The sequence below is a fragment of the Microbacterium festucae genome (assembly GCF_025421715.1).
Lineage (GTDB): Bacteria > Actinomycetota > Actinomycetes > Actinomycetales > Microbacteriaceae > Microbacterium > Microbacterium festucae.
The window spans coordinates 327934-349930 of sequence record NZ_JAOEFC010000003.1; the positions used below are offsets into that span (position 1 = coordinate 327934).

Annotated in this window: 18 protein-coding genes and 1 tRNA gene; 11 read left to right on the top strand and 8 right to left on the bottom strand. The window is 71.7% G+C overall.

The window, feature by feature from the left end:
- Positions 1-20: 20 nt before the first annotated feature.
- Positions 21-1109 (bottom strand): NAD(P)/FAD-dependent oxidoreductase, encoded by a 1089-nt coding sequence (locus N3K63_RS11885; RefSeq protein ID WP_261580387.1) that lies wholly within the window; start codon positions 1107-1109, stop codon positions 21-23.
- A 128-nt stretch (positions 1110-1237) separates the two neighbouring features.
- Between N3K63_RS11885 and N3K63_RS11890 the strand changes: the two genes are divergently transcribed.
- The 3 genes from N3K63_RS11890 to N3K63_RS11900 are packed head-to-tail and all read left to right on the top strand — an operon-like array spanning position 1238 to position 5041.
- On the top strand, positions 1238-3451 hold the full coding sequence (locus N3K63_RS11890; protein ID WP_261580388.1) for a DNA polymerase III subunit gamma and tau: 2214 nt from the start codon (positions 1238-1240) through the stop codon (positions 3449-3451).
- A complete protein-coding gene (recR, locus tag N3K63_RS11895; protein WP_261580389.1) occupies positions 3451-4044 on the top strand; it encodes a recombination mediator RecR in 594 nt (197 codons plus the stop codon). The genes N3K63_RS11890 and recR overlap by 1 nt, the downstream gene beginning before the upstream one ends.
- A gap of 55 nt (positions 4045-4099) precedes the next feature.
- Complete coding sequence (locus tag N3K63_RS11900) at positions 4100-5041, top strand: DMT family transporter (RefSeq protein WP_261580390.1); 942 nt, start codon at positions 4100-4102, stop codon at positions 5039-5041.
- 36 nt (positions 5042-5077) lie between these two features.
- Here the strand turns inward: N3K63_RS11900 and N3K63_RS11905 are convergent, their stop codons facing one another.
- Entirely contained in the window at positions 5078-5566 is a 489-nt protein-coding gene (locus tag N3K63_RS11905) for a hypothetical protein (RefSeq protein ID WP_261580391.1), read from the bottom strand.
- A 23-nt stretch (positions 5567-5589) separates the two neighbouring features.
- On the bottom strand, positions 5590-6981 hold the full coding sequence (locus tag N3K63_RS11910; protein ID WP_261580392.1) for a threonine/serine exporter family protein: 1392 nt from the start codon (positions 6979-6981) through the stop codon (positions 5590-5592).
- Positions 6982-7152: 171 nt separating this feature from the next.
- On the opposite strand from N3K63_RS11910, the gene N3K63_RS11915 reads away from it, so the two are divergent.
- The 6 genes from N3K63_RS11915 to N3K63_RS11940 all read left to right on the top strand — a co-directional run bounded on the left by N3K63_RS11915 (position 7153) and on the right by N3K63_RS11940 (position 14297).
- Positions 7153-8439, top strand: coding sequence for an aspartate kinase (locus tag N3K63_RS11915; protein WP_261580393.1), 1287 nt, complete (start codon positions 7153-7155; stop codon positions 8437-8439).
- A 487-nt stretch (positions 8440-8926) separates the two neighbouring features.
- Positions 8927-9997: an aspartate-semialdehyde dehydrogenase gene (locus tag N3K63_RS11920; RefSeq protein WP_261580394.1), complete on the top strand. Its 1071-nt coding sequence runs from the start codon at positions 8927-8929 to the stop codon at positions 9995-9997.
- Positions 9998-10159: 162 nt separating this feature from the next.
- Positions 10160-11590: a malate dehydrogenase (quinone) gene (gene mqo, locus N3K63_RS11925; protein ID WP_390895191.1), complete on the top strand. Its 1431-nt coding sequence runs from the start codon at positions 10160-10162 to the stop codon at positions 11588-11590.
- 24 nt (positions 11591-11614) lie between these two features.
- Positions 11615-12214: a thymidine kinase gene (locus N3K63_RS11930; protein WP_261580397.1), complete on the top strand. Its 600-nt coding sequence runs from the start codon at positions 11615-11617 to the stop codon at positions 12212-12214.
- 80 nt (positions 12215-12294) lie between these two features.
- Positions 12295-13017, top strand: coding sequence for a FadR/GntR family transcriptional regulator (locus tag N3K63_RS11935; RefSeq protein ID WP_261580398.1), 723 nt, complete (start codon positions 12295-12297; stop codon positions 13015-13017).
- Positions 13018-13028: 11 nt separating this feature from the next.
- Complete coding sequence (locus N3K63_RS11940; protein ID WP_261580399.1) at positions 13029-14297, top strand: alpha-hydroxy acid oxidase; 1269 nt, start codon at positions 13029-13031, stop codon at positions 14295-14297.
- Between the two features lie 337 nt (positions 14298-14634).
- Here N3K63_RS11940 and N3K63_RS11945 read toward each other — a convergent pair whose 3' ends face one another.
- The 4 genes from N3K63_RS11945 to N3K63_RS11960 all read right to left on the bottom strand — a co-directional run bounded on the left by N3K63_RS11945 (position 14635) and on the right by N3K63_RS11960 (position 19147).
- On the bottom strand, positions 14635-15402 hold the full coding sequence (locus tag N3K63_RS11945; protein ID WP_261580400.1) for an HAD-IIB family hydrolase: 768 nt from the start codon (positions 15400-15402) through the stop codon (positions 14635-14637).
- Between the two features lie 60 nt (positions 15403-15462).
- A tRNA-Pro gene (locus tag N3K63_RS11950) sits at positions 15463-15539 on the bottom strand.
- Between the two features lie 48 nt (positions 15540-15587).
- The gene (locus N3K63_RS11955; protein WP_261580401.1) at positions 15588-16547 is read right to left on the bottom strand and encodes a metallophosphoesterase; all 960 of its coding nucleotides are present in this window, start codon (positions 16545-16547) and stop codon (positions 15588-15590) included.
- Between the two features lie 2 nt (positions 16548-16549).
- The gene (locus N3K63_RS11960) at positions 16550-19147 is read right to left on the bottom strand and encodes a transglycosylase domain-containing protein (RefSeq protein ID WP_261580402.1); all 2598 of its coding nucleotides are present in this window, start codon (positions 19145-19147) and stop codon (positions 16550-16552) included.
- Positions 19148-19222: 75 nt separating this feature from the next.
- Here N3K63_RS11960 and N3K63_RS11965 point away from each other — a divergent pair, with 75 nt between their 5' ends.
- On the top strand, positions 19223-19438 hold the full coding sequence (locus N3K63_RS11965) for a DUF4177 domain-containing protein (RefSeq protein WP_261580403.1): 216 nt from the start codon (positions 19223-19225) through the stop codon (positions 19436-19438).
- Positions 19438-19905, top strand: coding sequence for a RidA family protein (locus N3K63_RS11970; RefSeq protein ID WP_261580404.1), 468 nt, complete (start codon positions 19438-19440; stop codon positions 19903-19905). The genes N3K63_RS11965 and N3K63_RS11970 overlap by 1 nt, the downstream gene beginning before the upstream one ends.
- A gap of 32 nt (positions 19906-19937) precedes the next feature.
- Here the strand turns inward: N3K63_RS11970 and acs are convergent, their stop codons facing one another.
- The gene (gene acs, locus N3K63_RS11975) at positions 19938-21902 is read right to left on the bottom strand and encodes an acetate--CoA ligase (RefSeq protein WP_261580405.1); all 1965 of its coding nucleotides are present in this window, start codon (positions 21900-21902) and stop codon (positions 19938-19940) included.
- Positions 21903-21997 lie beyond the last annotated feature (95 nt).

Consider the following 21997-nt stretch of genomic DNA (forward strand, 5'->3'; position numbering starts at 1 on the left):
GCGCGTGCCGCCGTCGCCGCTCAGCCGGCGGCGGCGGGCTCGCGTGCGGCCATGATCTGGCGCACCGCGTCGCGGCCGGCGCGGTTGGCGCCCACCGTCGACTGCGACGGCCCGTAGCCGATGAGGAACAGGCGCGGCTCGTCGGTGCTGCGCCCGTCCGCCACGCGGATGCCGCCCGCCGCGGTGCGCAGCCCCAGCGGGGCGAGGTGGCCGATGTCGGCGCGGAAGCCGGTGGCCCACAGGATGACGTCGGCCGGCTCGAACGCGCCGTCCGGCATCCGCACCCCGCCCGGCTCGATCGCGCGGAACATCGGATGCCGCACCAGCACGCCCCGTCGCTGCGCGGCGCGGGCCCACGGGGTCCAATGCTGACCGGTGACCGAGATCACGCTGCCCGGCGGCAGGCCCCGCCGCACCCGCTCTTCGACCCCCGCGATCGCCGCCACGCGGGCGGCGGTGTCGAACTCGGCGGCCTCCCACGTGATCTCGCGCCGGGTGGTCCAGAACGTGTCGGCCACGTGGGAGATCTCCTCGAGCAGCTGCACCGCCGAGATCCCGGCGCCGACGACGACCACCCGCCGACCGGCGAACTCGTCGGCCGAGACGTAGTCGTGCACGTGCAGCTGCCGGCCGCCGAAGCTCTCCGCCCCCGGGTACACCGGCCAGAACGGCCGGCGCCATGTGCCGGTCGCGTTGATCACGTACCGGGCGTCCCACGTGCCGGCATCCGTCTGCACCCGCAGCCGCCCGCGCGGGTCGTCGTCGACGCGACGCACCGCCGCCACGCGCACCGGGCGGCGCACCCGCAGGTCGAAGCGCTCCTCATAGGCGGCGAAGTACGCCGGCAGCACGTCGCGGGCTGGGGTGGCGGGGTCGGCCGGGGGCACCGCGAAGCCGGGCAGCTCGTGGATGCCGTTGACGGTGGCCATCTTCAGTGACGGCCAGCGGTGCCGCCACGCGCCGCCGGGGGCGTCGTCGGCGTCGAGGGTCACCAGCGAGGCGGCCGCGCCCGGATCGGGCTCGAAGCCGCGCCGCCGCAGATGGTAGGCCGCCGACAGGCCCGCCTGCCCCGCGCCGACCACGGCGACGTCGACGAGGGTGGGTTCCACGGTGCGGTGCAACGCCGCGGCGGGGTGCGCTGTTCCCGCCGGGCGCGGGTGCATGCCGGGGTCGCCGCCGTGCCGCCGGAGCCCCGCGCCGGGGGCCGATGTCGCACGCACGCCGTAGTCTGTTCATCGTGACCACCGCCCTGTATCGCCGCTACCGGCCCGAGACGTTCGGCGAGATGATCGGGCAGTCGCAGGTCACCGATCCGCTCATGACGGCGCTGCGGGGCGACCGGGTGGGTCACGCCTATCTGTTCTCCGGCCCGCGCGGCTGCGGCAAGACCACCTCGGCGCGCATCCTCGCCCGCTGCCTCAACTGCGCACAGGGCCCCACCGACACCCCGTGCGGCACGTGCGACAGCTGTGTCGAGCTCAGCCGCGGCGGCGGCGGGTCGCTCGACGTCGTCGAGATCGACGCCGCCTCGCACAACGGCGTCGACGACGCCCGCGACCTGCGCGAGCGCGCCGTGTTCGCCCCCGCCCGCGACCGGTTCAAGATCTTCATCCTCGACGAGGCGCACATGGTCACCGCGCAGGGCTTCAACGCCCTGCTCAAGCTCGTCGAAGAGCCGCCCGCGCACGTCAAGTTCATCTTCGCGACGACCGAGCCCGAGAAGGTCATCGGCACGATCCGCTCGCGCACCCACCACTACCCGTTCCGCCTCGTCGCCCCCGGGCCGATGCTCGAATACGTCGAGCAGCTGTGCACGGCCGAGGGCGTGCAGGTCGAGCCGGGTGTGCTGCCGCTCGTGGTGCGCGCCGGCGGCGGGTCGCCGCGTGACACGCTGTCGCTGCTCGACCAGCTGATCGCCGGGTCGGAGGCGGGCGCGGTCACCTACGCCCGCGCCGTGGCGCTGCTGGGCTACACGCACGCCGAGCTGCTCGACGAGGTCGTCGACGCCTTCGGCGACGGCGACGCCTCGGCGGCGTTCGCCGCGGTCGACCGTGTCGTGCAGACCGGCCAAGACCCCCGCCGCTTCGTCGACGATCTGCTCGAGCGGCTGCGCGACCTCATCATCGTCGCCGCCACCGGCCCCGGCGCCGCCGCGGTGCTGCGCGGCATCCCCGACGACGAGCTCGAGCGGATGAACCGCCAGGCGTCGCTGTTCGGAGCCGCGCGCCTGTCGCACATCGCCGACATCGTCGCCAAGGCCCTCGACGACATGGGCGGTGCCACCTCGCCCCGCCTGCAGCTGGAGCTGCTCGTCGCGCGCGTGCTCGCCTCGACCGGCCAGCCGCTGGCACCCGCGGCCCCGGTGTCGTCGGGCGCGCCGGTCGCTGCGGCAGGTGCCGCGCCGGCTGCGGCGCCGGTCGCCTCGGCGCCGGCAGCGCCGGCCCCGAGCGTCCCGGCCGCCAGTGTCCCGGCCCCGAGTGGTCCGGCCGCCGGAGCCCCGGCATCGGGCGGTCCGGCATCGGGTGGCCCGGCATCCGGCGGTCCGGCACCCGGTGGTCCCGCCGCGGGCGGTCCGGCCGAGGCCGCGGCGCCCGCTCCCGTGGTCGCCCCGTCCGGGCCCATCACCTTCACGCAGCTGCGTGACGCGTGGCCCGAGATCCTCAACCGGCTCGAGCCGGTGAGCCGGTCGTCGTGGATGCTGGCCACCGCGGCCCGCCCGGTCGCCTTCGCCGACGATGTGCTCACCCTCACCTTCCAGAGCCAGACCGACGTCGCCTCGTTCAAGAAGCTCGCCGGCGGCAAGGGTCCCAGCGAAGACCTCCGCGGCGCGATCCGCGAGGTGCTCGGCATCCGTGTGAAGTACGTCGCCCGCCACGACGGCGACGGCGCTGCCGGTGGTGGCGGTGCAGGCGGTGCCGGCGGCGCGCCCGCGCCCGCGGGCCCCGCGCCGACTTCGTCTGCACCCGCCTCGTCGGCTCCCGCGTCGTCGGGCCCCGCGCCCGCCTCGTCGGGCCCGGCCCGCACCGGGGGAGCACCGGCCGGCGCGCCGTCCGGATCGGCATCCGCCCCGCCTGCCGGCGGCCCGCGGGCGTCGTCGGCTGCCGCCGCCCCCGTCACCGAGTGGGCGGTCGCCCCGATCCCGACCGACGACGCCGCGCCGCTGGCCATCGACGACGAACCCGAAGACGCGCAGGCCGCGCCCGTGCGCACCCTCACCCGGGTGCACGACGGCGACGTGCTGCCCGCCGAGCCCCCGCCCCTCGACGACGAAGACGCCCCGCCGCCGCCCTTCGACGACGACGCGCCGATCCCGGCACGCGTCGTCGTCGAAGCGCCGACGCCGCCCCGCCGCCCCGGCATCGAGCGGGTGGGGGAGTCGGTCGTGCGCCAGGTGCTCGGTGCGACCTTCGTGCGTGAAGAGCCCCACACCGCGCCGACGAGGTTCAACTGATGTACGACGGCATCGTCCAAGACCTGATCGACGAGTTCGGCCGCCTGCCCGGCATCGGCCCCAAGTCGGCCCAGCGCATCGCGTTCCACATCCTGCAGACGCCGTCGTTCGACGTCGCCACGCTGTCGCGCCTGCTGGGCGAACTGCGCGAGCGGGTGCGGTTCTGCGAGGTGTGCGGCAACGTGTCCGAGCAGGACCGGTGCGCCATCTGCCGCGACCCGCGGCGCGACCAGACCCTCATCTGCGTCGTTGAAGACGCCAAAGACGTCTCCGCCATCGAGCGCACCCGCGAGTTCCGGGGGCTCTACCACGTGCTCGGCGGGGCGATCAGCCCGATCGCCGGCATCGGCCCCGACGACCTGCGCATCGCCCAGCTGATGCAGCGCCTGGCCGACGGCACGGTGCAGGAGGTGATCCTCGCCACGAACCCCAACCTCGAGGGCGAGGCGACCGCCACCTACCTCAGCCGGCTGCTGCACACCCTCGAGATCCGCGTGACGCGCCTGGCGTCCGGCCTCCCCGTCGGCGGCGACCTCGAGTACGCCGACGAGGTCACCCTCGGCCGAGCCTTCGAAGGGCGCCGCACCCTCTGACCGCACGGCGACACCCGCCACCCGCGATGTCGGTGCCCCGCGCTAACGTGAGCGCGTGACCACGGCATCCGGCCCCGCGACGACGCGGGGCTTCACAACACGAGGGTGGATCCTGTTCGCCGTGATGGCGGTGCTCTGGGGCGTGCCCTACCTGTTCATCAAAGAGGCCGTCGAGTCGCTGTCGCCGGCGGCCGTCGTGTCGGGCCGCACACTGCTGGGCGCCCTCATCCTGCTGCCCGTCGCCCTGCACCGCCGCGCGCTCGGGCCCGCGCTGCGCCTCTGGCCGTGGGTGCTCGCGTTCGGGGCCATCGAGATGGCGGGGCCGTTCCTGCTGCTCAGCCACGCCGAGCAGACCCTGCCGTCGGGGCTCACCGGGCTGCTGGTGGCCACGGTGCCGCTGTTCGCGGCGATCATCGCGTTCACGCGCGGCGACCGCGGGGCGCTGCGCCCCGCGCGGGTGGTCGGGCTCGCGGTCGGCTTCGCCGGGCTGGTCGTCATCGTCGCCGGCCCCGGGCTGGCCGTCGCCGGGGCGCCGGGGCTCGTCGCGGTCGGCGAAGTGCTCGTCGTCGCGCTCTGCTACGCGATCGCGCCGTTCATCATCGCCACCAAGCTGCGCGACGTGCCCTCGCTCGGCACCATCACCCTTTCGCTGGCGGCGGTCGGCCTGTTCTACCTGCCGATCGCCCTGCTCACCCAGCACGAGGTGCCCACCGTGCGCAGCACCGTCTCCCTGGTCGCCCTCGCGGTGCTGTGCACCGCGCTGGCGTTCCTCGCGTTCTTCGCCCTCATCGCCGAGGTCGGACCGGTGCGCGCGCCGCTGTTCACCTACGTCAACCCGATCGTGGCCATCCTCCTCGGCGTCATCGTGCTGGGCGAACACCTCAGCCCGGCGCTGCTGGTCGGGTTCCCGCTCGTGTTGGCCGGTTGCTGGCTGGCTGCCACGGGCGGCTTCACGCGTCGCCGCCGCGACGCCCTCCCGCCCGTCGCCCCGGGCTGAGGCCGCCGTCTCGGTCGCGCCCGGGCGGCGCCCCGGTCAGCGCAGCACTTCGACGAGCACGACCCACGAGACGAACAGAGCCGCCACGATCGCCGCGATGGCACCGGCGGCGAGCCAGACGAGGCCGCTCGTGCTCCCCGACGCCAGCAGCACCCCTCCCACGAGGTAGACCACCGGAGTGAGGAACGACACCGCGGCCTTGCCGGCGCGCAGCCGGTTGGCGGGGTGCCGGTTCTGGAAGATGCGCACCGACGCGTCCACGGCGAAGGCGGCGGTGAGCGCGGCCGCCACGATGACGATCACCCCGAACGTCACGGCATCCAGACCCGGGATCAGCCCCACCGCGCACACCACGATCGCCAATACCAGTCCCGCGATCGCCGAGGCCAGGCGCGCGGTGAGCGCGGGCGCCTTGATGATCACCTCGATGTTCACACTCGCCGCGACGATCACCAGGCCCGCGAGGGCGGCCGTGGCCCCCAGCATCGCCACATCGAACTCGTGCCACGACTCGAGCGCGTCCATGGCCGCATCGTAGCGGCGGGCGTTCAGCCGCGCAGGCGTGCGCGCGAGCGCAGCACCGAGTCCAGCGACGCCCGCACCGGCTGTCCCAGGTAGATGCCCAGAGACGCGCCCACCGCCAGGGCGGCGCCGATCGTCCCCGCCCCGGCCAGGGTGGCAGCCCCCGCCAACAGCAGCGAGGTGTCATCGCCGGCCTCGACGACGGTGAGCAGCCCCCGGAACACGGCGGCACCGGGCACCATCGGCAGGATGGCCGCGGTGGTGATCGCCACCGACGGCACATGCAGGCGGAAGGCGAGCAGGATGCCGACGAGGCTCGCCGCGAATGCACCCACCGCCGCTCCGGCGGCCGGGTCGAAGCCCGCCGCGACCACGCCCAGATAGCCGAGCCAGCCGATGAGGCTCAGCACGATGCTCACCACGACGATGCGCAGCCCCGCCCCGTTGAACACCGCCACGGCCAGGGCGATGAGCGCCGCGCCGGCGAACTGCGCGGCCACGGGGCCGAGGGGGAGGGCGTCGCTGGGCGGATCCATCCCCAGGCCGAACACGCGGGCGACCTCGAGCCCGGCGAGGATACCGACCACGACCCCCAGCGTGTTCGTGGTCAGTTCGAGGATGCGGCCGACGGCCGTCAGCGCGAACCCGTCGATCGCGTCCTGCGCGGCGCCGACGACCGTCAGGCCCGCCAGCATCAGCACGATCCCCGCCGCCACGATCACCGACGGCCGCACCGACGCGGCGGCATCCCAGCCGGTCGCCGCCAGCAGCGGCGCCGCCGCGGCGAACAGTGTCAGCACGAACGCCCCGGCGATCTGGCTGAAGAAGTACGGCACGGATGCCTTCGCGAGGGCGAACTGGGTGACGGCGGCCAGCGCGGCGGCCACGAACGACAGCAGCAGCACCAGCCAGTTGCCGCCGAACATGACCGCCACGCCCACGGCCAGCAGCGCCTGGGCGGCGACGATCACCAGCGGGCCGTAGCGGAACGGCATCCGTCGGATCACCCTCGCCCGCGCGACGGCGTCGTCGAGCGAGGCGCCCGCGGCGATGTCGGCCACGAGCGCCTGGATGCGCTGCAGCTTGGTGTGGTCGGGAACGGCGCCGCGCACGACGCGCAGCAGCGTCAGCGGGCGGTCGGCGTCGCTGCGGTGATGGGCGACGGTGATGGCGTTGTAGGTGACGTCGACGTTCACGGGGCGCAGCCCGTAGGCGCCGGCGACCCGCACCACCGTGAGGGTCACTTCGCTGGCGGGAGCGCCGGCGACCAGCATGGTCTCGCCGATGCGGATGGCCAGGTCGAGCACCCGCACCGCGAAGGCGTCGTCGATGATCGGCAGCGCCTCGGTGAGCGCCCCGTCGCCGGTGGGCTGCACGAGTCCGCGCAAGGATGAGATCAGGCGTCTGGATGGCGTCATGGTGCGTTCCGCTCCCGGTGGATGGGCCCCTCACGATGGTAATCGGGCACCGCCGCGGCCCCGTCACATGACCGTGGGCGCATGGGCCGCTCCGTATGATGGGGCGTTGGGCGCGGCATCGGCCCGCCCGCGGGTCGCCGCGCGACCGCACATCACCCGGGAGTACGAAACGTGGCGCTGATCGTCCAGAAGTACGGCGGATCATCCGTCGCCGACGCCGAGAGCATCAAGCGCGTCGCGAAGCGGATCGTCGACGCGCGCCGCGCCGGCCACGACGTGGTCGTCGCCGTCAGCGCCATGGGCGACACCACCGACGAGCTCATCGACCTCGCCCACCAGGTCGCCCCCATCCCCGCGCCCCGCGAACTCGACATGCTGCTCTCCAGCGGTGAGCGCATCTCGATGGCGCTCGTTGCGATGGCCATCCACTCGATGGGCTTCGAGGCGCGCTCGTTCACCGGCAGCCAGGCCGGCATGATCACCACCGCCGACCACGGCAGTGCCCGCATCGTCGATGTCACCCCGGTGCGCGTGCGCGAAGCGCTCGACGAGGGCGCGATCGTCATCGTCGCCGGCTTCCAGGGCTTCAACCGCGACACCCGCGACATCACGACCCTCGGTCGCGGCGGCTCGGACACCACCGCCGTCGCCCTCGCCGCGGCCCTCGAAGCCGACGTGTGCGAGATCTACAGCGACGTCGACGGCATCTTCACCGCCGACCCCCGCGTCGTCCCCAACGCGCGCAAGCTCTCGGTCGTCGGTGCGGAGGAGATGCTCGAGCTCGCCGCCAACGGCGCGAAGGTCCTCTACATCCGTGCCGTCGAGTACGCTCGCCGCCACGGCGTCATGATCCACGCCCGCTCCACCTTCAACCCCGGCGTCGGCACGTACGTGCTCGGCCCCGGGATGACGGTGCCGGGTGATGCAGAAGGAGAAGAGATGGAAGAGCCGATCGTCGCGGGCGTCGCGACCGACCTGAGCCAGGCCAAGATCACCGTCGTCGGTGTGCCCGACGTGCCCGGCAAGGCCGCCGAGATCTTCAAGATCGTCGCCAAGAGCGGTGCGAACGTCGACATGATCGTGCAGAACGTGTCGGCGGCCGCCACCGGCCGCACCGACATCTCCTTCACGGTCCCCAAGACCGACGCCGCCACGGCGCTGCGCGCCCTCGCCGGCGAGCAGACCGAGGTCGGCTTCGAGAGCCTCATCCACGACGACCAGATCGGCAAGCTGTCGGTGGTCGGCGCGGGCATGCGCACGCACTCCGGCGTCTCGGCCACCCTCTTCGAGGCGCTGTCCACCGCCGGGGTGAACATCGAGATGATCTCCACCTCCGAGATCCGCATCTCGGTGGTCGTCCGCGGCGACGACCTCGCCGGCGCCGCCCGCGTGGTCCACACCGCCTACGGCCTCGACGGCGACACCGAAGCCGTCGTCCACGCCGGCACCGGCCGCTGACCCCCGCCACCGCCCCGCCCTCGTTCGTTGAGTGAGCGCAGCGAGCCGAAACGCCACCCCCGGCGCATAACTCCTGCAGATTCGCGCTCCCAGCCCCCGCGCACCCCACGTTCTGCCTGAGTTATGCGCCCTGGCCGCCGCCGCACCTCCGTTCGTTGAGCGAGCGCAGCGAGTCGAAACGCCGCGCCCCGCTCCGTTCGTTGAGCGAGCGCAGCGAGTCGAAACGCCCCGCCCCCGGCGCATAACTCCTGCAGATTCAAGCCCCGAGCCCCCGCGCACCCCACGAGCCGCACGTTCTGCCTGAGTTATGCGCCCTGGCCGCCGCCCTGGCCGCCCACCCCACCGCCGCGCGCCGCGCGCCTCGCCACCCGTCGCGGCACGTCACACCGCGGCGAGGGGCCCCACGGGGCCGGTAGAATCGCGGAAACCCGCCGCCGGCACCACCCCGTTGCCCGCAGTCCCACGCCGCTTCACGCAAGGATTCACCATGACCCGCATCTCAGACTCCGGACTCTCCGTCGCCGTCGTCGGCGCCACCGGCCAGGTCGGCACGGTCATGCGCGAGATCCTCGCCGAGCGGGCGTTCCCGATCGGCGAGCTGCGCCTGTTCGCCACGGCGCGCAGCGCCGGTCAGGCGGTCGAGTTCGGCGGCGCGACGATCATCGTCGAAGACGTCGCCACGGCCGACCCCGCTGGCATCGACATCGCCCTGTTCTCCGCCGGCGCCACCGGCTCGCGCGCCCACGCGCCGCGCTTCGCCGAGGCCGGCGCGGTCGTCATCGACAACTCCAGCGCCTGGCGCATGGACCCCGAGGTGCCTCTGGTGGTCAGCGAGGTCAACCCCCACGCCATCGAGAACCTCCCCAAGGGCATCATCGCCAACCCCAACTGCACCACGATGGCCGCGATGCCGGTGCTCAAGCCCCTCCACGAGGCCGCCGGCCTCGAGCGGCTGATCGTCTCGACCTACCAGGCGGTCTCCGGTTCGGGGCTGGCTGGCGCCCAGGAGCTGCTGGGCCAGGTCGAGGGCGTGCTCGCACAGAACAACACCCTCGCGCTCGTGCACGACGGCTCGGCCGTCGACTTCCCGCAGCCCGAGAAGTACGTCGCCCCGATCGCGTTCGACGTCATCCCGTTCGCCGGCAACCTCGTCGCCGACGGCGACAACGAGACCGACGAAGAGAAGAAGCTCCGCAACGAGAGCCGCAAGATCCTCGAGCTCCCCGACCTGCGGGTGGCGGGCACCTGCGTGCGCGTGCCGGTGTTCACCGGCCACTCGCTGTCGATCCACGCCGAGTTCGCCGGTGACATCACCCCCGAGCGCGCCCGCGAGATCCTCGCGGCGGCGCCCGGCGTCGTGCTCGAAGAGGTGCCCACGCCCCTGCAGGCCGCCGGCGCCGACCCGAGCTTCGTCGGCCGCATCCGCGCCGACCAGTCCGCGCCCGAGGGCAAGGGTCTCGTGCTGTTCATCTCGAACGACAACCTGCGCAAGGGCGCGGCGCTCAACGCCGTGCAGATCGCCGAGCTCGTCGCCGCGCGCCTGAGCGCGGCGGTCTGATCGTCGCGGTCCGACGGGCCGCGTTTTCGCCCCGCGGAAAGAACCGCGGATGTTGACGGATGCCGGGCCGTCCCGGCGCGGCAGCACCACCTTCAGGGCCGCTTAGACTGGAACACCGTGACCACTCCCACCTACGACGCCGTGCTCATCGGTGGCGGCATCATGAGCGCCACCCTCGGGACCCTGCTGGCTGAGCTGCAGCCCGACTGGAAGATCCTCGTGCTGGAGCGACTGAGCGACGTGGCGCAGGAGTCGTCGAACGCCTGGAACAACGCCGGCACCGGTCACGCGGCCCTCTGCGAGCTCAACTACATGCCCGCCGCGGCCGACGGCTCGGTCGACCCGGGCAAGGCGGTGGCGATCAACGAGCAGTTCCAGCAGAGCCGGCAGCTGTGGACGTCGCTGGTGGAGCGGGGCGTGCTCGACGAGCCGTCGACGTTCATCAACGCCGCCCCTCACATGACCTTCGTGCGCGGCGAGGGCGATGTCGCCTATCTCAAGAAGCGCTACGAGTCGCTCAAGCAGCAGCCGCTGTTCGCCGGCATCGAGTACTCCGAGGACTCGCGCGTCATCAACCAGTGGGCGCCGCTGCTCATGCAGAAGCGCCGCCGCGGCGAGCCGTTCGCGGCCACGCGCGTGCCGGCCGGCACCGACGTCGACTTCGGCGCGCTGACCCGGCAGATGTTCGCCCACCTCGAGAAGCAGGGTGTGGAGGTGCACACCAACACCGAGGTGCGCCGGCTGCGCAAGCAGAAGGACGGCACCTGGAACATCGGCTTCCGCCGCTCGCTGGGCCGCACGCCCGGCGTGATCTCGAGCCGCTTCGTCTTCGTGGGCGCCGGCGGCTGGGCGATCAAGCTGCTGCAGTCCTCCCGCATCCCCGAGATCTCCGGCTACGGCGTGTTCCCGATCGGCGGCCAGTTCCTCAAGACGACGAACCCCGCCATCGTCGCCCAGCACAAGGCGAAGGTGTACTCGCAGGCGTCGGTGGGCGCCCCGCCCATGTCGGTGCCGCACCTCGACACCCGTGTCGTCGACGGCGAGGCATCGCTGCTGTTCGGCCCGTTCGCCACGTTCAGCCCGAAGTTCCTCAAGACCGGACGCATCACCGACATCGTCGCGCAGGTGCGCCCCGGCAACATCGGTCCGATGCTGAAGGTCGGCGCCACCAACATCGATCTGGTGAAGTACCTGGTGGGGGAGCTCACCAAGACCCACCGCAAGAAGGTCGACTCGCTGCGCGAATTCATGCCCACCGCCAAGGACGAGGACTGGGAGCTCATCCAGGCCGGTCAGCGCGCGCAGGTCATGAAGCGCGACCCCGAGAAGGGCGGCGTGCTGCAGTTCGGCACCGAGGTCATCACCTCCGCCGACGGCTCCCTCGCGGGGCTGCTGGGTGCTTCCCCCGGTGCGTCGACGGCCGCGTCGATCATGATGGGCCTGCTGAAGACCTGCTTCCCCGATCGGATGCCGGAGTGGGAGCCCATCCTGCGCGGCCTCGTCCCCAGCTACGGCACGACGCTCAACCCGGATGCCGCGGCGGCCGACGCCTCGATGACGCGCACCGCCGACGCGCTGGCCATCACGCGCTGACGCGCGGCACTTCGGACGACGACAGTGGCGAAGCTCTATTTCCGCTACGGCGCGATGAACTCGGGCAAGTCGACGGCGCTGCTGCAGGCGGCGTACAACTACGAGGAGCGCGGGCAGCACGTGCTGCTGGCCAAGCCCGAGATCGACACCAAGGGCGCCGATCAGATCTCCAGCCGGCTCGGCGTCTCGCGCGAGGTGGACTTCCTGATCGGTCCCGACGACGATGTGCGCGCGCTCCTGGCCGAGCATCGGCGGCGCCTGCCCGACCTCGCGTGTCTGCTGCTCGACGAGGCGCAGTTCCTGACCCCGTCGCAGGTCGACGATCTGCTGCGGATCGTCGTCGACGACGGCATCCCGGTGCTGGCCTACGGCATCCGCACCGATTTCCAGACCCGCGCCTTCCCGGGGTCGGCGCGGCTGATGGAGCTCTCGCACAGCCTCGAAGAGCTGAAGACGATCTGCCGCTGCGGGCGCAAGGCGCTGTTCAACGCGCGGCTGGTGGGTGGGCGCTTCGTCTTCGACGGCGACCAGGTGGCCATCGACGAGCTCGCTGCCGATCGGGTCACGTACGAGTCGATGTGCGCGCAGTGCTATCTCACCGCCTCGGGCGGCCGCCTCTCTTAGCACCTCCGTCACATGACGGCTACGGGTTTGCAAGGTCTGACCACCGGAGATAATGTGGTCTGACATTTGAGAGGACAGTGATGTCGGAAAGCACGACCCCCCGCGCCTGGCGCGTGGTGCTCGAGAAGATCGAGTCTGACCTGCTGGAGGGCCGCCTCGGCCCCGGCGACCGGCTGCAGCCCGAGCGGGAGCTCGCCACCACCCTCGGGGTGGGGCGATCGAGTGTGCGCGAGGCGCTGCGCGTGCTGGAGGTCATGGGCCTCATCCGCACCGCCACCGGCTCCGGCCCCACGTCGGGCGCGATCATCATCGCCACCCCGCACGGTGGTCTGGCGCAGCTGCTGCGCCTGCAGGTGGCCGCGCAGGGCTTCCCGATCCCCGACGTCTACGAGACGCGGCTGCTGCTGGAGGAGTGGGCCGTCGCCCACCTCGCCACCCGGTCGGATCCCGCGCTCGACGAGGCCCGCGCCACCCTCACCGCCATGGACCAGGACGGCCTGTCGGTCGAGGACTTCCTCGCCCTCGACGCGCAGTTCCACACCCGCCTCACCGACGCGGCCGGCAACGTCGTCGTCGCGGCGACGATGGCGGGCCTGCGTCCCACGATCGAGGGGTACATCCGTGCCGGTGCCGAGCGCATCGGCGACTGGGAGGCCACCGCCGAGCGCCTCCGTCATGAGCACCACGACGTGCTCGACGCCATCGAGGCGGGCCAGGCCGACCGCGCGCGCGACCTCGTGCGCGCGCACATCAGCGGCTACTACGGCGACGCCGGCCTCACCGACCCCGCCCGACAGAACTGAGAGAAGCTCCCATGGTCCAGCGTCAGCTCCCCAAAGTCCCCGAGCTGCTCGAGCTCATGCAGTTCAAGAAGCCCGAGTTGGATGCCACGAAGCGGCGTCTCGAGTCGGCACTCACCATCGCCGACCTGCGCACGATCGCCAAGCGTCGCACCCCGAAGGCCGCCTTCGACTACACCGACGGCGCCGCCGAGGGCGAGCTCTCGCTCGCACGGGCGCGCCAGGCCTTCGAAGACATCGAGTTCCACCCCGACATCCTGCGTCCCGCCGCCCACGTCGACACCTCCACCGAGATCCTCGGCGGTCCGTCGGCGCTGCCGTTCGGCATCGCCCCGACCGGCTTCACCCGCCTGATGCAGACCGAGGGAGAGGTCGCCGGCGCGGGCGCGGCCGGTGCCGCCGGCATCCCGTTCACCCTGTCGACCCTCGGCACGACCTCGATCGAGAACGTGCGCGCCGCCAACCCCGGCGGCCGCAACTGGTTCCAGCTGTACGTCATGCGCGAGCGGGAGATCTCCTACGGCCTCGTCGAGCGCGCGGCGGCGGCCGGGTTCGACACCCTCATGTTCACCGTCGACACGCCCATCGCCGGTGCCCGCCTGCGCGACAAGCGCAACGGCTTCTCGATCCCGCCGCAGCTGACCCTCGGCACGATCGTCAACGCCATCCCGCGGCCGTGGTGGTGGATCGACTTCCTCACCACCCCGCCCCTCGAGTTCGCCTCGCTCACCACCACCGGCGGCACGGTGGGGGAGCTGCTCAACGCGGCCATGGACCCGACGATCAGCTACGACGACCTGCAGATCATCCGTGACCTGTGGCCCGGCAAGATCGTCATCAAGGGCGTGCAGAACGTCGCCGACAGCACGCGCCTGGTCGACCTGGGCGTCGACGGCATCGTGCTGTCCAACCACGGCGGGCGTCAGCTCGACCGTGCGCCGATCCCGTTCCACCTGCTGCCGCAGGTCGTGCGCGAGGTCGGCAAGGACGCCACCGTGATGATCGACACCGGCATCATGAACGGCGCCGACATCGTGGCATCCGTCGCCCTCGGCGCGAAGTTCACGCTTATCGGTCGTGCCTACCTCTACGGCCTCATGGCCGGCGGCCGCCGCGGCGTCGACCGCACGATCGCGATCCTGCGCACCGAGATCGAGCGCACGATGGCCCTGCTGGGGGTCTCGTCGCTGGCCGAGCTCGAGCCGCGGCACGTCACGCAGCTGCAGCGCCTCGCGCCGATCGCCCGCCCCGAGGCTGCTCGCACTGCCGCCGTCACAGCCTGACGCCCGGCATCCGGTGCGCTCCTGACTCTGCCGCGCACCGATCTCGGAGATCGCCACCCAGCTCGGAGCATTCTCCCCGAATCCTCCGAGCCGGGTGGCATCCTCCGAGGTGGGTGACGCGTCGGCGCGAGCTGGGTGACGCGTGGGCTCCGCGTGCGTGCCGCGTGGGCTCCGCTCGGGGTCGGGGAGTGTCACGCTCGGGCTGGCGTCCTCTGCCCGGATGCCACGTCACCGACGTCGGAGATCGTCGCCCACGTCGGAGGTTCCAGCCGGAAAGCTCCGACCAGGATCGCATCCTCCGAGCGACGCCGCGCCCGGCCCGACCCGGCCCGGGCCCTCAGCGAACGGGGAGCGTCGGGATCAGGGCCTCGAGGTGCACGGCGGTGTCCTCCCAGCCGGTGACGGCGTGGCAGGCCACGCCCATGGCCAGCACGGGGTAGTCGTTGCCGTGCTCGTCGAGGCGGTCGCCGACGAAGAGCATGTCGTCGAGGTCGATGCCGGTCTGTTCGGCGAGCTGGCGCATGCCGTAGGCCTTGTCGATGCCCTGGCGGGTGATGTCGACCGAGGTCGAGCCGCCCGAGCGCACCTCGAGGTCGGGGATGCGGGCGGCCACGGCGTCGCGCAGCGCGTTCTTGCGGGCACCGGTCGGGTCCCACGCGGTCTTGGCGGCCACGGGCGCTGACTGCCCGAGGGCCGAGAAGGTGATCTGCGAGCCGCGGTCTTCGAGGATGGGGCCCCAGGTCTTCGACTCCCACAGGTCGAGGCGGCGCGCCTCCTCCTCGACGGCGGTCAGCGCGCGCGACTTCTCGTCGTCGGTGAGGGCGTGGGCGTAGACGGTCTGGGCGCCGTCGGCGGTGAGGCGGTAATACTGCGTGCCGCACGTGGGCATGAGGTGGAAGCGGGCGAGGATGCCGGCATCCGTGCCCGCGGGAAGACGGTCGACGACCTGCATCTGGAACTGCTGGAGCTGCCCGCCCGAGATGATCGCCACCTCGACGCGCTCCGCGAGGGCGACCAGCAGCTCACCCATGCGCTCGTCGATGGGGCTCTTCGACGGGGCCAGCGTGTCGTCGAGATCGAAGGCGACGAGGCGCGGAGCGGGCATGGGTTCTCCGATTCTGTAGTGAGACACGAGAGGCTCCACCGTGGCGGTGGAGCCTCTCTCTGGTCGGGGTGACAGGATTTGAACCTGCGGCCTCTTCGTCCCGAACGAAGCGCGCTACCAAGCTGCGCCACACCCCGTGGCAACCCCCCGAGTCTACCCTGTTCCGAGCCTCGACACGAATCGGGTCATGCCGCGGCGACCGGATGCAGCGTCAGCACGGTCGCCTCCGGACGGCATCCGAATCTCACGGGCGCGTAGATGGAGTGTCCGAGCCCGGCGCTGACGTTCAGGGGCACGGTGCGCCCGTCGGCGGTCCAGTGCGAGAGGCCCCGCGCCTGGTCGAGGGGGATGTCGCAGTTGGCCACGAGCGCCGAGCGGGAGAACGGGACGCGCACCTGTCCGCCGTGGGTGTGGCCCGCCAGCACCGCGTCGGCGCCCAGCTCGACGAAGCGGTCGAGCACGCGGCGGTAGGGGGCGTGGGTGACGCCGAGGGTGAACGGGGCGGATCCCCGCTCGCGCAGGCGCGCTCCGCGGCGCACGGCCTCGAGGGCGCCCGGCAGGGCGTAGAGGTCGTCCCACGAGCGGTGGGCGTCGTTCACGCCGAACGTGTCGAGGGTGATCCCCGCCACCCGCACGCGGGCGGCGGTGTTGTTGAGGTCGGTCCAGCCGAGCTCGTCCTGGAAGTAGGCGTCCATCGCGGGAGTGTCGAGCCGGTCGCCGCGCTTGGCGCGCTCGGACGGCCCCGAGAAGTAGCGCAGCGGGTTGCGCGCCGACGGGCCGATGACATCGTTCGAGCCGTGCACGAACAGTCCGGGCACCCCGCGCAGGGGCTCGAAGGCGGCGCGGATGCCGGTGAGTCCGTCGACATGGCCGAGGTTGTCACCGGTGTTGACGACGAGGTCGGGCTGCACGTGCTGGGCGACCCGGGCGATCCACTGCTGCTTGCGGTGCTGCCACGGCGCCATGTGGGCGTCGGACAGGTGCAGCACCGTCAGCGGGGGAGAGCCCGCAGGCAGCACCGCGAGGTCGTGGCGCCGCAGGGTGAACAGGTAGCGCTCGATGCCGATGCCCCACACCGCACAGGCCGCGCCGACCGCCCCCACTGCCGAGAGGGCGGTGAGGGCGGTGCGAGTCCCATCTGGCACGGTCAGCCGCGGCCGCCGCCGCCGACGCGGCTGCAGTCCTTGGCCTGGAACTGGATCGCGATGGCCGCGCCGCGGTTCGTGATCGTTCCGGCCGCCGGGTTGGTGCCGGTGACGACGCCCTGTTCGGGGGCGCCCTCAGATGCCGTGCACTCGGCGGTCAGCGAGGTGAACCCGGCCCGTTGCAGCTGCTGCGCCGCTTCCTGCGGGTTGCCGCTGACACCGGGGACGGCCACACCCGCGCCGTTGCTCGGGGAGATGACGACGTTCGTGCCGCCGGCGACCTTGCCCGCGCCGGGGCTCTGGGCGACGATCGTGCCGGCCGCCTCCACGCCGTCGACGGGGTCGCCCACGGTCACGCCGAAGCCGGCGCCCTGCAGCGTGCGGGTGGCCTGATCGACGTTCTGCCCGATCACCGAGGGAAGGTCGACGAGCACCTGCTTCGTCAGCTCGCCGTCGGGTGCGGCGAAGGCATCCCCGCCGTACTTCGAGTTGGCGGCGCGCTGCATCTCGGGCCAGATGCCGTTGCGCAGGCGCGAGAGGGTGTAGCCGGACTCGCGGTGCTTGTCGAGCTTGACGTGACCCTCGACGTTGCCGACCCAGACCACGGTGGTCACCTTCGAGCTCGAGCCGTCCATCCAGGTGTGCTCGAACTCGTGGATACCGGTCTTGCCGAAGATCGGGGTGCCGTCACCGGTGCGGGCGCCGGAACCGGTGCCGTCGGCCTGCATGACGCTCTGCAGCGTGTAGGCGGCGGTGGAGGCGACGGCCTCCGACAGCTGACGCTCGCAGGTGGTCGCCGGGATCGGCTGCTCCTCGCCCGCGCTGTTGACGACGCGGTCGATGGCCTTCGGCTGGCAGTAGATGCCGTTCGACGCGATGGCGGCGTAGGCGGCGGCCATGTCGATCGGCGCGACGTTCTTGTCGCCGAGCACGTTGTAGGGCAGGTTCGACGAATCCAGCGCCGAGCCGTCGCCGTACGTGACGCCGAGCTTGCCGGCGAGGCGGTTGGTCGAGCACACCGAGATGGTCGAGGCCATCGAGATGAAGCCGGAGTTCAGCGAGTCCTTCGTGAAGCGGTAGATCGAGCCGTTGTAGCCCGGGTTGCTCTCGAAGTTGCCGATGCCGCCGCCGCCGTTCTTCAGCTTCACCTTCTGGGTGGCGCCGTCGCAGGTCTGCACCGTCTTGTCGCCGATGCGACCGTTGATGTTCTCGTTGACCGAGTGGCCCTGCTCGAGCCAGTTCAGCAGGCTGAACGCCTTGTACGTCGAACCGGCGGGGTGGCCGATGCCACCGCCGTTGGCCTCGCGCACGTTGTAGTTGACGGACGTGGTGCCGCCGGACTCGTCGCCCTGCACGCTGTAGGGACGGTTCTGCACCATCGACAGCACGCGGCCGGTGCCGACCTCCACCTGCACGCCCGACGCGCCGAAGTCCATGTACGACACCGTCGCTGGCGCGATTGAGATCGCCTCCTGGGCGGCGGCCTGCAGGTCGGGGTCGAGGGTCGTGTAGATCTTCAGACCGCCACGGCGCAGGGCCGCGGTGCGCTCTTCGCTGGTCGCGCCGAACGCGGGGTCGGACTTCACGATCGACACCACGTACTCGCAGAAGAACTCCGAGCCGGCGGCCTGGCTGCAGCCGGTGGCGCGGGTCTGCACGTTGGGGGTGACCTCCGAGGCATCCGCCTCGTCGTACTCGGCCTGGGTGATCTTGCCGTCGGCGAGCATGCGACCGAGCACGTAGTGGCGGCGGTCCTTGGTGAGCGCGTAGCCGTCGGCGGCGCTGTTGATCGCCTCGCCGGCCTTGTTGGTGGCCGAGCCCTCGGGCTTGTCGATGCGGTAGGTGTTGGGCTCCTGCACCATGCCGGCGATGGTCGCGGCCTGGGCGATGGTGAGGTCCTTCGCGCTGACGCCGAAGTAGCGCTGCGCGGCGGCGCCGATGCCGTAGGTGCTGCCGCCGAACGAGGCGATGTTCAGGTACCCGAGCAGGATGTCGTCCTTCGAGTACTCCTTCTCGAGCTGGATCGCGTAGCGCATCTCCTGCAGCTTGCGCTGGTAGCCGTCGGTGCCCTTGGAGACGGTGGTCTCCTTGAAGCAGGTGGCGACCTCTTCGGAGTTCTTGGCCTGCGCCTCGCAGCTCTGCTGCAGCACGTTCTTCACGTACTGCTGGGTGATCGAGGAGCCACCGCGGTTGGAACCGGAGCTGGCGTTGCCCACGAGCGCCTTCACGGTGCCCATGAGGTCGACGCCGCCGTGCACGTAGAAGTTCTTGTCCTCACTGGAGAGGATCGCGTCGTACATGACGGGCGCGACTTCGTCGTAGGCGACGGGGATGCGGTTCTGGTCGTAGAACTCCGCCATCAGCGCGTCGCTGCCGTCGCTGGCCTTCTTGTAGATCTCGGTCGGAAGCATGAGCTTCTCGGGCTGCAGATAGCTCGGCATGTTGTCGAACATCTTGATCGCCGACGAGGCCGCATAGCCGGAAACGGCGATGGCGGGGGTGACCGTCGCAGTGATGAGGAGACCGGCGATGGCGCTCAGGCCGACGAGGCCGAGCAGTCCTCCGAGCACACCGGTGGCCGTCCGTTTCGAGTGGGGCATAGGGTTGATGCTAGGGGAGATAGCTGAGAGGAACCCTCCGGCGCCCCGTGCCATGTCGACCTCCGGGAGCCCCTCATGACCACGTGGGAATACCTCACGACCCCCCTGCTGATCCACAACACCGCCGCCATCCTCAACAACTGGGGGAAGAAGGGGTGGGAGCTGGTGCAGATCGTCCCCGGCCCCGAAGGCGGCCTCGTGGCCTACTTCAAGCGGCCCCTCGGCGCCGGCGAGACCAACGTCGGCATCGACGCGGCCGCCCAGGCCGCCCAGCAGTTCGAGCAGGCCTGATGACCGTCTCCGCCCGCCTGGCCGAGCTCGGCATCGAGCTGCCCGCCGTCGTGCCGCCGGTGGCCACCTACATCCCGGCGACCGTGCACGGCGACCTCGTCTACACCTCCGGCCAGCTGCCGATGGTCGACGGGGCGCTCCCCGCGACCGGCAAGGTCGGCGAGGGCGACGGGCTCGTCCCGCCCGCGGATGCCGCTGCCTACGCGCGCCGGTGCGCGCTCAACGCCCTGGCCGCCGCGGCGGGCGTCGCCGGCGGCGTCGACCGGATCACCCGCGTCGTCAAGGTCACCGGCTTCGTGGCATCCGTCCCCGCCTTCACCGGTCAGCCGGGTGTCATCAACGGGGCCAGCGAAGTGCTCGGCGAGATCTTCGGCGAGGCGGGCCGGCACGCCCGCTCCGCGGTGGGCGTGCCGGTGCTGCCGCTGGACTCGCCGGTCGAGGTGGAAGTCGTCTTCGCCTTCGCCTGATCCGGCTCGTCCGAGCGGATGCTCCGCCCGGCCTACTTGAGCTGGGCGGAGATGACGCTCATCACCGCGGTGTCGGCCAGCGTCGTCGTGTCGCCGACCTCGCGGCCTTCGGCGACGTCGCGCAGCAGGCGCCGCATGATCTTCCCCGAGCGGGTCTTGGGGAGCTCGCCGACGATGTAGACGTCGCGCGGGCGGGCAATGGGGCCGATCTGCTCGCCCACCCATCCACGCAGCGTACCGGCCAGGCCCTCGGGGGAGTGCGCGTCGAGGTAGCTCTGCTTGACGATGACGAAGGCCACCACCGCCTGGCCGGTCGTCTCGTCGGAGGCGCCGACCACGGCGGCCTCGGCCACCGCTTCGTTGCCGACGAGCGCCGATTCGATCTCGGTCGTCGACAGCCGGTGGCCCGAGACGTTCATGACGTCGTCGACGCGCCCCAGGAACCAGACGTCGCCGTCGTCGTCGAGGCGCGCGCCGTCGCCGGCGAAGTAGTAGCCCTGGGCGCGGAACTTCTCCCAGTACGTTTCGACGAAGCGGTCGGGGTCGCCCCAGATGCCGCGCAGCATCGAGGGCCACGGCTCGGTGACCACGAGCAGTCCGCCGTTGCCGTTGCCGACCTTCTTGCCGTCTTCGTCGACCACGTCGATCGAGATGCCGGGGAGGGGCACCTGCGCGCTGCCGGGCTTGGTCTCGGTGACGCCCGGCAGGGCCGACACCATGATCGATCCGGTCTCGGTCTGCCACCACGTGTCGACGATCGGCGCGGTCTTGCCGCCGATCACCTTGCGGTACCACATCCACGCCTCCGGGTTGATGGGTTCGCCCACCGACCCCAGCAGGCGCAGCGACGACAGGTCGAACTGCTGCGGGATCGCGCGCCCCAGCTTCATGAACGAGCGGATCGCGGTGGGGGCGGTGTAGAGGATCGTGACGCCGTACTTCTCGACGAGCTCCCACCAGCGGCCCGGATGCGGGGAGTCGGGGGTGCCTTCGTAGAGCACCTGGGTCACGCCGTTGGCGAGCGGCCCGTAGGCCACATAGGAGTGCCCGGTGACCCAGCCGATGTCGGCCGTGCACCAGAACACGTCCGTTTCGGGGTGCAGGTCGTGGACGACCTTGTTGGTGAAGGCGGTCTGGGTGAGGTAGCCGCCGGAGGTGTGGAGGATGCCCTTGGGCTTGCCGGTCGTGCCGGAGGTGTAGAGGATGAACAGCGGGTTCTCGGCGGGGAAGGGCTGCGCCTCGTGCTCGGCGGATGCCGTGGGCACGACCTCGTGCCACCAGAGGTCGCGCTCGTCGTTCCAGCTCACCTCGTTGCCGCCGCGGCGCACCACCAGCACGTGCTCCACGGTTCCCTGCACCCCGGCGCCGCGGTCGCCGAGCGCCTGGTCGACGGCGGGCTTGAGCGGCGAGACCTTGCCCTTGCGGTAGCCGCCGTCGGCGGTGATGACCAGCTTCGCCCCGGCGTCGTCGATGCGGGCGCGCAGGCTGTCGGCGGAGAACCCGCCGAAGACGACGGAGTGGATGGCGCCGAGGCGGGCCACGGCGAGCATCGCCGCGATGGCCTCGGGGATCATCGGCATGTAGATCGCGACGCGGTCGCCGGCGACGATGCCGAGGCCGGTCAGCACGTTGGCGACGCGCTTGACCTCGTCGGTCAGCTCGGCGTAGGTCACGCGGCGCTCGTCGCCGGGCTCGCCCTCCCACAGCAGCGCGACGCGGTCGCCGTTGCCGGCCTCGACGTGGCGGTCGAGGCAGTTGTAGGCGACGTTGAGCTCACCGTCGGCGAACCAGGTGGCGAAGGGCGGGTTCGACCAGTCGAGCACCTGGGTGAAGGGGGTGTGCCAGTGCAGCTCACGCGCCTGCTCGGCCCAGAACCCCTCGCGGTCGGCACGCGCGCGGGCGTACAGCTCGGCGTCGGCGACGGCCGCCGCGGCGAAGTCGTCGGACGGGGCGAAACGTCGGGTCTCGTTCAGCAGGTGGTCGATCTGGCTGCTCATCGGGCGCGCTCCTTTGCGGCGGGACGGGGGCGTCGCTGACGGCGCGACGATGCCGGAAATCTAACGGTGCGGTGCCCCCGGCACTACCGCCGTTA